General features: G+C 55.6%; 11 protein-coding genes. 4 read left to right on the top strand and 7 right to left on the bottom strand.

All coding sequences use genetic code 11. The features are described from left to right. Window positions 1-224 precede the first annotated feature (224 nt). Together ABEA92_RS06700 and ABEA92_RS06695 are read left to right on the top strand one after the other, a co-directional pair. Entirely contained in the window at window positions 225-791 is a 567-nt protein-coding gene (locus ABEA92_RS06700; RefSeq protein WP_345683033.1) for a carboxymuconolactone decarboxylase family protein, read from the top strand. Window positions 792-1,085: 294 nt separating this feature from the next. Further along, window positions 1,086-1,910, top strand: coding sequence for a haloacid dehalogenase type II (locus ABEA92_RS06695; RefSeq protein WP_425572399.1), 825 nt, complete (start codon window positions 1,086-1,088; stop codon window positions 1,908-1,910). A 641-nt stretch (window positions 1,911-2,551) separates the two neighbouring features. Here the strand turns inward: ABEA92_RS06695 and ABEA92_RS06690 are convergent. The 4 genes from ABEA92_RS06690 to ABEA92_RS06675 form a co-directional block, all read right to left on the bottom strand. After that, entirely contained in the window at window positions 2,552-3,811 is a 1,260-nt protein-coding gene (locus ABEA92_RS06690; RefSeq protein ID WP_345683032.1) for an NAD(P)/FAD-dependent oxidoreductase, read from the bottom strand. Further along, window positions 3,808-4,782: a proline racemase family protein gene (locus tag ABEA92_RS06685; protein WP_345683031.1), complete on the bottom strand. Its 975-nt coding sequence runs from the start codon at window positions 4,780-4,782 to the stop codon at window positions 3,808-3,810. The genes ABEA92_RS06690 and ABEA92_RS06685 overlap by 4 nt, the downstream gene beginning before the upstream one ends. After that, a complete protein-coding gene (locus tag ABEA92_RS06680; protein ID WP_345683202.1) occupies window positions 4,779-5,738 on the bottom strand; it encodes a dihydrodipicolinate synthase family protein in 960 nt (319 codons plus the stop codon). Before ABEA92_RS06680 ends, ABEA92_RS06685 begins: the two co-directional genes overlap by 4 nt. A gap of 198 nt (window positions 5,739-5,936) precedes the next feature. Continuing rightward, complete coding sequence (locus tag ABEA92_RS06675; protein ID WP_345683030.1) at window positions 5,937-7,523, bottom strand: aldehyde dehydrogenase (NADP(+)); 1,587 nt, start codon at window positions 7,521-7,523, stop codon at window positions 5,937-5,939. A gap of 138 nt (window positions 7,524-7,661) precedes the next feature. Between ABEA92_RS06675 and ABEA92_RS06670 the strand changes: the two genes are divergently transcribed. Next, entirely contained in the window at window positions 7,662-8,396 is a 735-nt protein-coding gene (locus ABEA92_RS06670) for an AraC family transcriptional regulator (protein WP_345683029.1), read from the top strand. A 60-nt stretch (window positions 8,397-8,456) separates the two neighbouring features. Here the strand turns inward: ABEA92_RS06670 and ABEA92_RS06665 are convergent, their stop codons facing one another. From ABEA92_RS06665 to ABEA92_RS06655, 3 genes are all read right to left on the bottom strand, one after another. After that, window positions 8,457-8,861 carry an ACT domain-containing protein gene (locus ABEA92_RS06665; RefSeq protein WP_345683028.1) on the bottom strand — a complete coding sequence of 135 codons (405 nt, stop codon included), beginning with the start codon at window positions 8,859-8,861 and terminating at the stop codon, window positions 8,457-8,459. 42 nt (window positions 8,862-8,903) lie between these two features. Next, window positions 8,904-9,485: a TetR/AcrR family transcriptional regulator gene (locus ABEA92_RS06660; RefSeq protein WP_345683027.1), complete on the bottom strand. Its 582-nt coding sequence runs from the start codon at window positions 9,483-9,485 to the stop codon at window positions 8,904-8,906. Between the two features lie 142 nt (window positions 9,486-9,627). Continuing rightward, window positions 9,628-10,674 carry a nucleoside monophosphate kinase gene (locus tag ABEA92_RS06655; RefSeq protein ID WP_345683026.1) on the bottom strand — a complete coding sequence of 349 codons (1,047 nt, stop codon included), beginning with the start codon at window positions 10,672-10,674 and terminating at the stop codon, window positions 9,628-9,630. Window positions 10,675-11,117: 443 nt separating this feature from the next. On the opposite strand from ABEA92_RS06655, the gene ABEA92_RS06650 reads away from it, so the two are divergent. Continuing rightward, window positions 11,118-12,230, top strand: coding sequence for an SPFH domain-containing protein (locus ABEA92_RS06650; RefSeq protein WP_345683025.1), 1,113 nt, complete (start codon window positions 11,118-11,120; stop codon window positions 12,228-12,230). Window positions 12,231-12,469 lie beyond the last annotated feature (239 nt).

Below are 12,469 nucleotides of genomic sequence, written 5' to 3'. Positions count from 1 at the left end.
AGCACCACGGGGGCTGTTGAAATCGGGCATCCGTTGACGTGATCACGCTTCCTCGCCTTGTCGAGAATAGTCTTGACCGATCGGTCTATACCCGTATAGTGAATGGGGCCCGCAAATTGGCTTTGGCGGGACAAGGAGCCGAGCATGCGAGCGAGACGCGAGGTTCCTCCCTTTTTTTACCCTGGTTTTGACCGACCAGTCAAATTGATTTGGAGATAGAAGCGATGACCGATTTTGCAGTGCACTCGATCGAAGACGCTGGTGAGAGCAAGCCTCTTTTGGAAAAAAGCAAGAAGGCGTACGGATTTGTACCGAACTTGCATGCGGTAATGGCGGAATCGCCGGCGCTGCTGGAAGCGTACCGAACGGTTGCCGAGATTTTTGACAACAAGACGAATTTGAGTCCAACTGAGCGCCAGATCATTGCCATGACCAACAATCGGCTCAACGGATGCACGTACTGCATGGCCGCTCACACGTCGATCATGCAGGGATTGAATATCGACGAAGACGTGATCACCTCGCTTCGCGAAGGCACTCCGATCGCGGATCCCAAGCTCGAAGCCCTGCGGGTTTATGCCGAGAAGGTCAACCTCAGTCGTGGTTGGCCCGACGAAAGTGACGTCGAAGCCCTATTGGCCGCTGGCTACACGAAGCAAACGGTTTTCGATGTGATTGTCGGCACCGCGTACAAGGTATTGTCGAACTACACCAATCACGTTGCGCAAACGCCGCTTGATAAAGCGTTTGCCAAGAACCAGTGGAGTGCCGACGCGCAACCCGCCAATTGAACACGGGGTAGCATCGCAAAAATCGACAAGCGTTTCGGCCGAGGCTGATCGCGGCCGCAATGACGTCCAAGTCGATTGAATCAGCCTTGGTTCAATCCGAAGCGAACCAAAATTGGGAAAGCTGTTTTTTTCAAAAATGTCGAGCGTGTGTGTCGGATGCAAGACGGCTTTCCTCATTGAACCAGAACCATTGGGACCACGTCCCAATCGCGGTGGCCCAAGTCTTTCGTTCATGGAAGGCCGATTTTGGCACGAGGGTTCGACGATTCACACTTACTCGCACGAAAGAATGGCATGAAATTTAAAATTGCATTACTGGCTCTTGCTTTATTGGCTTTGGAATTTACCGGTAATGGCACGTCGGCGCAAGTTGCCGTTGCTGATGAAGGCGTCGAGCATCAAGCTAAATCAGAGTCAGTCATGCCTCGGCCCAAGGTGATCATCTTTGATGTGAACGAAACGCTACTTGATCTTGCTCCGCTGAAAACATCCGTTGGAAAAGCGCTCGGCGGCCGCGAAGATCTATTGCCGCTGTGGTTCTCGACGATGCTTCATTATTCATTGGTCGAAACGTTGAGCGGCGAGTATCACAGTTTCGGTGAAATCGGCACCGCCGCGCTGATGATGGTTGCGAAAACACAAGGGATTGACCTTGAGTATGATCAAGCCAAAACGGCGATCGTGACACCGCTTCGCTCGCTGCCACCACACCCGGATGTTGTCGCGGGGTTGCAGACGCTCAAGACCGATGGCTACCAAATCGTCAGCCTGACGAATTCGTCCTACATGGGCGTTGCAACTCAATTTCAAAACGCCGGCCTGACCGAATTTTTCGAGAGGCGATACAGCGTCGAGTCCATCAAAAAGTACAAACCGCACCCCGACACTTATCGCATGGTTCTTGCCGATTTGGATGTCGCACCGGAAGACGTGTTGATGGTGGCCGCTCATGCCTGGGACTTGGCTGGAGCCAAGAACGTCGGACTGCAAACCACCTTCATTGCTCGCCCTGGCAAGGCACTCTATCCGAACGTGGCACGTCCCGACTATGTCGTAAGCGATCTACAGGAGCTTGTCGATGTCCTGCAGAAAGCCGATCCATCAGCTCGCGGTGAGTGACACGAAGTAAGCGTCCTACACGCCTTCTTCTCCTCGCCCCCTCGCGTCTCACTCGCCTCGGTTGACGCGAGACATTTCCTTCGCAGCAGTACGGAGCTGGATCGATCGCATGGCCCTGGACCACTCGCAAGGCACGCGTTGCCGCGTGTTTTGCGAATTGGCATGGCAATTGCTTCATTGGCCTATCATCAAAACATCGAACCCAAAAACATGGTGTAGATGGAAGGAGGGTAAAGTCATGCCAGATGGAAAACGCAAACGACGACACAGTCAGAATCGTGCGAAACGAGCGTGGTACGCATACTATCGCGCCTTGCGATTTAATCATCGATTCGGCTTGGTAGCCTGAATGCCGCGAGCCTTAATGTCGTGACTTTACTGGGCTGCCGTTTTGGTGGTACTCGCTGCGATGATCGGCTCCGCAGCCGATCATTCCAAAATTCGCTCGAAATTTTTGGGGCTTCATCAACTTAGCATCGACTCAGCAAATCTTGATCGGTTCACTGTGACGCTGTGAAGCCTTTTTTGTAGCTACCTTCACCAGAAGGTGGTGAATCACCTGTTCTTGTAGCTACCTTCGCCAGAAGGTGGTGATTTGCTCGTCCGTGATCAAACTGATCGTTGAACAAGTCCATCGGTCATCAAAATCGCGTCGGCGAGAATGGGGCCGCATCGATGTGGGGCGGTTGTTCGGTAACCAGTTCTGTGATCAGTCGTCCCGTGCTTGGTGCTAAGCTCAAACCCAGCATGTTGTGCCCGGTCGCCAGAAACGCGTTGTCCAAATTGGGCGTAGCACCGATGATCGGCAGACTGTCCCACGTCATTGGTCGCCAACCGTACCAGGTTTCTTTTGCTTCGCCATCGACCGAAGCCACCAGGTACGGACGGGCCGAGTCACGAAGTTGGTTGATGCGTTGGCTGCGGATCGAAGTGTCGTAGCCAGCAAACTCCATCATCGATCCAAGACGTAGTCCGGTTTCGAAAGGCGAAACGCCCACTTTGTGTTCTGGAAACAGGATCGGATGCGTGGGCAGATTCTCGACTCGGTTCATGGTCACCGAGTAGCCTTTTCCTGGTTCGATGGGAATCGAACAGTGCAGTTCATTCGACCAACGTGTGCTCCATGCCCCCATCGCGAACACATAATGATCCGCTTGCAATTCGCCATGCGTTGTCGAAAGGTGGGAGATGTGTCCCGCGGATTTGTCCACGTGGGTGAGCTCGCAGTGTTCGATAAACTGCACTCCGTTGGCACGTAAGCGATCGGCCCATTGTTGGTTCAATCGGTCCGGTCGAACCGAGGTGTCTTTGGGGTAGTGAAACGCGCCGGCGAGTCCCGATTTCAATCCTGGCTCGAATTCAGGAAGCTGGTCGCCTTCGATTCGATTTGCTGACACACCAAAGTGTTCGGTCAGCATCTTGTCGTTTTTGGCAAACGCATCCATGCCACGCTGCGTTTGCAAGACATACAGCAGTCCGTTCTCTTTCCATTCACAGTCGAGTGATTCTTGTTGAACCAGATTTTGATATTCGTCCATCGACGCGTCGAGGATCATCTGCAGGTGTTTCCCTGCAGTGAGGACTTGGCGGTGATTGCAGCGACGAGCAAATTGCCACATCCAATTCCACATCGCCGGGCTTAATCGCGGCTTCACCCGAAACGCGGCTTGCGGGTTAAACAGCGACTTTAAAGCGACGGCAAACGCGCCAGGTTCGGTCAACGGCGGCACGTGGCTCGGACAGATGTATCCGCAATTTCCATGCGAGCAGGCCGACGCAACCGTGCCGCGGTCAATGACCGTGACTTTCAATCCTGCCTTGTTTAGATAGTGAGCACAGGCGATTCCGATGGTTCCTGCGCCGACGACGATCACCGACCCTCCGTATGCGTTGCGGATCATACAAGCCTTTCTTCGGATTCATTTGCGGCGGTGCATCGAATCCCGCTGGTAAACGGATCGAGTGGTTGACGTATCAGGTTGCCTTCGCTGCAGATGAACGCATGCCCCATGACCGTAGGCACGATGTTGTGTTCGTCGATTCGTGCATAGTTGGCGGTGAATCGGCTGCCAATGATGCTTTCTTGGATCCATGGCTGGCCGGGCTGCAGTTTGCCATCTGCGGCCAAGCAAGCGAGTTTCGCGCTGGTACCCGTTCCGCAGGGTGACCGGTCATATTGGCCGCCGGGACAGTACACAAAGTTCCGGCTGTCGGCGTCGGCGGCGTGCGGTGGTCCAAAAAATTCGATGTGGTCAATCTCGGCACCATCGGTGCCGGTGATTCCATTGCGGTGCAGTGCGTTTCGGATGCGGCCCGCTGCGGTGGTCAGCGCGTCGACGTTATCAAGGATCAGTTCGGCAGGGCTTTCGCCAATCAAAAAGAACCAATTGCCACCCCAAGCGACGTCGCCGACCACGGTTCCAATGCCGTCGACTTCCACTTCGACGCCGCGGTGAAGTCGGTAGCTCGGTACGTTCTCGATGGATGCTCGGTTGGGAGTTTGCAAATCAATTTCGATGATCCCCACAGGGGTTTCGAGACGATGGCGTCCGAGATCGATTTTGCCGAGGTAGTGAAGCGCCACGGCAACGCCGACCGCACCGTGGCCGCACATTCCAAGGTAGCCGGCGTTATTAAAAAAAATCACCCCCGCAGCGCACGTTGGATCAGTCGGTTCACACAACAATGCGCCGACGACCGCGTCCCAGCCGCGTGGTTCAAGGATCACGCATTGCCGGAAATCGTCCGCGGACTTGGCAAAGCGAGCCACTCGCTCGGGCAGCGGTCCGTTGCCTAGCTCGGGACCACCATCGTGGATGATCCGCGTCGGTTCGCCTTCGGTGTGAGCGTCGACAAATCCAATCTTGTTCAAGATTCTCTCCCGGACCAGTTGTCCCACCAAGTGCGGAACAGTTTCCATTGGCCTTCGAGGAATGCTCGTTGCGACGTCGACAATGCGTCAGAGGGATTCAGTTGCAGTGCGTATTCCGGGCTGCCTTCTAAAACCATTAGATATTTGTAATGAAGGACCAAGTCCGGTCCATCATCAAACTTCGCCAACACGGCAAGCGCGTTATCGAGTTCTTCGGCGAGTCGTCGTGCTTGGACGTCGCCTGCGGCGGCTTGTTGGCACAGTTCGACCAATCGCAAGATCGGGCCTGGCAGCGCGTTGCCGACGCCGGTGATCGCGCCGGCGGCGCCACAGCGAACAAAACCGTGGAAGACTTGCGTGTCCACGCCAACCATCAGCGTCAGATCGGGATCGCCGCTGGTGATGTGTTCGGCGGCATAGCTAAGTGAGGCGGCTCCGCCAAATTCCTTGAATCCGACGAGGTTAGAAAACTCGGCGCGTAAGTCAAAAAACAGATCGGCCTTGGTTTCAAACCCATAATACGGGCTGTTGTAAATGACCGATGGGATGCCCTCGCCTGCCTTCAAAATACCGGCAAAGTGAGCACGCTGGGCCGCCGGCGAGGTGCCCCGGGAAAGCACGCGTGGAATGACCATCAACCCCGCCGCACCGACTTGCTTGGCGTGGGCTGCGTGTTCGGCAGCAAGCTGAGGATTCTGGGCGCCGGTTCCGACGACGACGGGAACGCCTGCTTCGGCAAGCAGTCGAACGCCCTCTTGACGCTGTGCATCGGTCAACAGCGGCCAATCGCCCATCGACCCGCAATAAACCACCGCGCTCATCCCCAAGTCGATGAGTTCACGACCTTTGCGAACAAGTGCATCAAAGTCGGGTTTGCGATCGGCATTGCAGGGGGTCATCAACGCAGGTATGCAACCACGAAAAATTGTTGATCGATCAGGCACGCATCTCTCCAGTAAATTTTTTTTGAGGACGCCGCGAGGCGTTCAGTGGGATTCAAATAATGACGGGGGTGGCTATCAAGTCAGTGGCTTCAGCCATCAGGCGAAGCCGACGCTCTAGGATAGGAACGCCAGCCTTGATTTGCTTGGCGTATTTCGTCTGCGAATATAACGATTCGCGCATAGTATGTAGACACGACAAACCAGCGGTCGCTACGACTCGCGGGTGTAGACACCGTTGACCATTCGCATGATGCAACGCGGATTGGCGTCTTGTAGTTCGGGGGGCAAGTGATCGTTCGGGAAATCTTGGAAGCACAGTGGGCGAGTAAAACGCTTGATCGCTGCTGGCCCGATCGACGTGAAGTGAGCATCGCTGGTCGCGGGATAGGGGCCGCCATGGACCATCGCGTGGCAAACTTCGATGCCAGTGGGGAAACCGTTGAAAATCAATCGGCCCACTTTGGTTTCAAGCGATCGAATCAGCGATGGATGCTCGGATAATTCGCTGTCACTGCCATGCAGCGTGGCGGTCAGTTGTCCTTCAATGGCTTGTGCAACTTCGACCATTTCGTCTGCGTTTTCGTAACGAACAATCGTCGAACAGGGGCCAAAAATCTCTTCCATGAGCGAACGCTCGCGTCGGAGTGTCGCAACGTCGGTCACCGCGATGGTGCAGCACGCTTGATCGCTCGGTCCTTCGGTCTGTGATAGCAGCTGCACACCGCTGGTTTCCTTGATGCGGGCAACTCCCTTGTTGAACGCATCGTGGATCCCCGCATGCAGCATCGTTCCTGGTGCCGCCGCGGCGGCATTCGCTGCAATCAATTGGATTAATCGGTCGCCTTGTTCGCCGCTGGGGATCAGGATCAAACCGGGGTTGGTGCAAAATTGGCCCACGCCCATCGTCAACGAACCAATAAACGCTTGGGCAATTTGTTCCGCGCGTTCTTCGATCGCGCCGGGCAAGACAAAAACGGGATTGATGCTGCCCATTTCCGCATACACGGGAATGGGATTGCGTCGGCGGTTTGCGGTGTCAAACAACGCTCGGCCGCCTGCGATCGAGCCCGTGAACGCCACCGCTGCGGTCGCCGGATGTTCGACCAGGGCGTGTCCGACTTCGTGAGACTGTCCTTGCAGCAACGAAAAAATTCCGGCAGGCAAACCAGTCGCTTTGACAGCATCGGCGATGATGTTGCCAATCATTTCGCAGGTCCCGGGATGGGCCGGATGCGCTTTGCAGACGACCGGACATCCTGCGGCAAAGGCCGTGGTGGTATCGGTTCCGGCGACCGAAATCGCCAACGGAAAGTTGCTGGCTCCGAAAACAACCACGGGGCCGATGCTGATCAGCATGCTGCGAACATCGGGTTTCGGAGCAGGAGTGCGGTCGGCGTCGCCGTGGTCGATTTTGGCTTCGACCCACGACCCCTCGCGAATCATTTCGGCGAACATGCGGGTCTGGTTGACCGTTCTCGCTCGTTCTCCGACCAGCCGATTCATCGGAAGAGCGGTTTCCGCGTGGCAGCGGTCCAGAAGCTCTTGCCCCGCGTCCATCAACCCGTCGGCAATCGCTTCGAGCAGTTTTGCACGGGTTTCGTAGGAAGTGTTCGAGAAAAATTCCGCCGACTCGCTCGCCAGCGTCATCGCGCGATCGACTTCTTCGCCGTTTGCTTCATGAAAGGGGGGATCCAGCGGCGTACCTGTGCCAGGGTTGGTGGCAACAAACGTTTTGGCGTTCGTGGCAGACCCCTCGGCACCGATCAGCTGTTTCCCTTGGATGCGTGCAGTTGGCATGTTTATGGTTGTCATGTCTAGAGGACGTTTGTGTTCAATTCGCTACGCTAGTTATACTTCCAAATCGCGCATCGTTGATTGCCAGTGTGTAAAGCAACCGCTGGAAAATGCGCATAGTTTCGCAATAGGGTGTGGGCGATGATTGCTGAAGTTTTAAGTCAGTTGGGAGAACCGTTCACGGGCGAGGAGTTGTTCGACCATCTCTCGGATTGTGTGTTCTTTATCAAAAATACCGAGGGGCAGTATCTGGTGGTCAACAAAACGCTGGTGGATCGTTGCGGGGTCCAGAGCAAGCAAGATCTGATCGGACGTACCGCCGAGCAATTGCTGCGTGCTCCGCTGGGAGCTCGGTTTACGGACCAAGACCAGCGGGTGCTTCGCACAGGGAAGCCGTTATTGTCCCAATTGGAACTGCACGTCTATCCGTCCGGGGCGGTCGGGTGGTGCATGACCACAAAATTGCCGTTAAAGAAGCCTAGTGGTGCGGTGGTGGGGCTTGTCGGGGTGTCGCAGGACCTCCGTGTGCCAAATAACGAAGCGGAAGAGTACAGCCAGATCGCCGCGGCACTGAAGCATGCAAAAGAAAACCTATCGGCGCCGCCTTCGGTGGCAGCGTTGGCATCGATTGCGGGTATGTCGCGGTATCAGCTCGATCGACGGATGCGCCGAATTTTTGGGATCACGGCCGGGCAATGGTTGATGAAGGCGCGGATCGACTTGGCCGAAGGTCTGCTGGCGGAAACGAACACTCCGATCGCCGCGGTTGCGTTAGAGGCTGGCTATTCCGATCAAAGTGCGTTCACGCGTCAGTTTCGTATGACCACGGGCCTCTCTCCGCGTGAATATCGCGTGGCAAGATCGTCGAAAGAATAACATCGCGGACGGTGGCCTGGTGCTAGAACGCGGTTTTAGGGTCTAGGTTCTGTTTAGGATCTAGGTCCTGCCTTCGGCGATGTCGATCAGTACGTTCATTGCTTCGGCGGCACGTTCGCTCGGTACAAAGAGGTGATCGTGAAAGTAGGCTGAGATTGCATTCACGCTGATGCCTCGCTGGGCGAGTTTATCGGTCACCACAGCCAAAAATCCAACGGCTTCGAGGCTGGAGTGGACTTTCAAGGTGATCATTCTGCATGGAAACGCGAAGTCGAGTCCCTTGGTTTCGGCTTCATCTTTCGCCAGGATCAGCGTCAGGCCTTCTGGTTCAAGGAATTGACCGATCGCGGAAAGACGCAGCTTTGATGCGGCTTCCGAGGGCATGCTGCAAAACACGAACTCGCCCGTCTGCAATTCGGGCTTCATCTTTTTCAGCAAGGTTTGCAGGTGAGTTTCGCCGTTCATCGGAAATACAGGGAAGGAGTTTGCCGGCAGAGCATGACACGACTAGGAAATCAAACGCATGGCTTGCTTGGCGATTTGCTGCAGCGCGGCTTTGTCGAAACTGCCACGGCCCATCACTCGCATGCCCACCACCATTGCAAACAGTGCTCGGGCAGTGGGACGCGGCGAGACGGTTGTGGGGATTTGGTTTCGCTTTTGACCTAGCTTGATTTGTCGCTCAAAGAATTGAGTGAACTCCTTCAGCGCCGACGATACGATCGCTTGCGCTTGTTCGTCATGGTCGTGCAGCGTCAGCGACGTATTGATCAAGAAGCATCCCTTTTTCTGAGGGTCTTCGAGCGACTGCTGCACAATGGCATCAAACAAGACAGAGAACGCCTTCAGCGGATCATCGATCGCTTCGAGCTGCTTTATCATGCCGCATCGCTGCTCGGTGTCATACTTCAGCAGCGATCTGGCAAACAGTTCCTGCTTGCCAGTAAACGCGTTGTAGAGACTGCCGCGTTGAATTCCGGTCGCCGTCGTCAGATCCGAAATGGAGGTGGCTGTGTACCCCTTTTCCCAAAAAACGTGCATCGCTTTATCGATGACATCTTTTTCGTCGAATGATTTTTCCCACGGCATCGAGAGCTTGTTCCTTGGTGAAGTTGACAGCACCGATTGTAGCTTGTTTGTACCTATCGGTCAAATTGACTCGGGGAGCCAGCGGCAATCGACTGGACCAGAGTCTGCTCGCCGCATTTCGCTGCCTGCTTTGCAAGCCGATCTATTTTTCTTTGCTCGGAAACGGTCTGAGCCCAAGAAGCATCTCCGCCCGCTCGCTAAGCGGTTTTGCGGTACATTGCGGGTCGGTGTATTCAGCGAGCTGGCTGGCGACAAGAGCGTAGACGGTTTGGCGATCGAGGCTGGTGTCGATTTCAATGCACTTTTGCAGGCTTTTGAATAATTCGACGGTCGGCAGCGTCTCGGCTTTGTAGGTGTCAAATCGAAGTTTCAAGCTGTCGACATTGTCGTCACTTCTGCCGCTGTACTTGGCACGCGCTAAGACGCGTTTTTCCAAGACGGCGTAAGGGCACTCAAAGTACAGCATCTTGGGCAATTCCGAATCACGGCCAAAGATCTCGTACCACGCTTCGAGGTTCGCTAGTGAGCGGGGGAAGCCATCAAGCAGAAAATTGATCTTTCCCGTCGTTCGTGTCACCCGCTCCATCGCGTCTTTGAGCAGCGTGACAATGATTTCGTTGGGGACCAATTGGCCAGCCGTGATGAATTTGTCGATGATCGCCGCAGTCGGCCCGCCGGACTGTTGCTCGTCGCGGAGCAGGTCGCCGGTGGAAAGGTGAGTCCATCCGAGCTGCGATTCGGCTAGCTCGCACATCGTCCCTTTGCCGGCGCCGGGGCCACCGAGGACGAAGACGACATTTGGTTTGGGACAGGGCTGTCGCGGGTCGAAGTGATGCAGAACCAGTTTGGGGGCGGGGGCGACCCCTTTTTTGTAAACGTGCCATTCGCGATCGGTTGGCGGCAGATCATCATCGCATGTCATGTCGTAGGCGAGATGCCCATCGAGCCGGCAAATTCTCCAGGATCGGTAGCTATTGGAATAAGAGATTGCAGGGCTGCGAGCCGATTTTCCGTCCGCACGGTCCCAGGCCATCTTGCCGTTCCAATAGCCGAGGCTGGAAACGGTACCCGATTCCGATTTAGTCGGAGGGGCCGTCGACGGGACAAAAAGTCCGTCCACTTCGGGAAGTCCCGCTCCAGAAACTTCAATATAGAAGGTGTTCGGTGGGCATTGGTTGGTTTCAGCCATGGTCTTTTCCGACGATTGAATGACGGCATTGCAAGAGAGCGTTCGCTCTGATCATAACCTTTCTTGACTTGTGGCGGATCCATCGCCGTATCGGCCACCATCGACCCACGCTGTCGTCATGGCGATGGTTGCCCGCTACGCTGGCGTGTTACTGGAGGGATCTCCGATGACAACCAAGTCAAAAAAACGATTTTCTTTGCGCCCCTTCGCCATTTTTTCAGTGCCAGTCAAACGTTGGGGCACGCGCGGCCGGTTGGCCCGCGTGTTCATGGTATGCTGATGACGCGTAGCCCGTTAGAATGAAACCGCTAGACGTCGAAAGCCGCTAGAGGTGGAGCGAACCAACAGGGAAAGACAGTTCGAGGGTGCAAAATTTCCTCGAAACCCGCGGTCATCCGATTTTCCGCATCTTATTTCAATCTCGTTTGATACACGGTAGGCACATGGGACTCTTTGACAAGCTTCGTGGCGAACTGATCGACATCATCGAATGGATCGATGATTCCAACCACACCTTGGTTTGGCGGTTCCCTCGCTACAACAATGAAATCAAAAATGGGGCTCATCTGATCGTCCGTCCTGGGCAAGTCGCGGTGTTGGTGCACGATGGCGAGATCGCGGACTTGTATCAGCCGGGGCATTACGAGTTGACGACTCAAAACATGCCGATCATGACGACGTTGGCAAGTTGGAAATATGGATTCGAAAGTCCATTCAAAGCCGAAGTCTATTTTGTTAGCACTCGGCAAATCACCGATCTGAAATGGGGGACACCTAACCCGATCATGATGCGGGATTCCGAGTTCGGGCCGATTCGGATTCGAGCCTTTGGAACCTATGCGCTCAAAGCGATCGAACCCAAAGCGTTGCTTCGCGAGATTGTTGGTACCGATGGTGATTTCCAATCGGACGAGATCACCGGGCTGCTGCGTTCGATGATCACGTCGTCGTTTTCCGATGTGATCGGCAAACTAAACATCCCCGCACTCGATCTTGCGTCGCGTTACCAAGAGATTGCCGCGGCGGTGCGAGCCGAGGTGGTAGAGCAGATCGACGATGAGTATGGACTCGATTGTCCCCAGTTGATTGTCGTCAATATTTCGCTTCCCGAAGCGGTCGAAAAAGCGCTCGACACGCGTACCAGTATGGGCGTGATCGGCGATATGAATCGTTTCCAGCAGTACCAGATGGGACAAGCGATGACGGCTGCCGCAGAAAACCCAGGCGGCGGAGGTGCTGCCGAGGGAATGGGGTTGGGGATGGGGTTCGCCATGGCCAACCGCATGATGCCGCAAATGGGTGCTGCCGCACCCGCGGCCGGCGGTGCTCCACCGCCGCCGCCTCCATCGGTCGCGTGGCATATCGCGGTGAACGGAGAAACCCGCGGCCCGTTTACGATGCAACAGATGGCCGCGGGGGTCAGCAGTGGCGAAGTGAAAGCCGACACTGCGGTTTGGTCCGCAGGCATGCAAGCTTGGGCGGCGGCATCGACGGTGCCTCAATTAGCGAGCCTCTTTGCTGCGGCAACCCCGCCACCTCCACCGCCGCCAGCCTAGGGCCGCCGGGTCTTGTGAGCGTGGGCGATAAGGCACCGGGTAACGCGAGAATTTGATTTACAACCGCCGCCGCACATGCCCAATGCCATCTACTTTAGTAGCGATGCGGCGCAAGCCGCCCGGTTGCGGCGAGTAAAATGTTCGATCTTTAACGGGCGGCTCGCGCCGCACCGCTATAAAAAACACCCCGTTTGGGACGAAAGTAGATGGCATTGGCCGCAAGCCGTCCCGCAGTCGCA

The organism is Novipirellula caenicola (assembly GCF_039545035.1).
GTDB lineage: Bacteria > Planctomycetota > Planctomycetia > Pirellulales > Pirellulaceae > Novipirellula > Novipirellula caenicola.
Note: the sequence above shows the minus strand (reverse complement) of the source record. Positions and strands in the feature narration are given on the sequence as shown.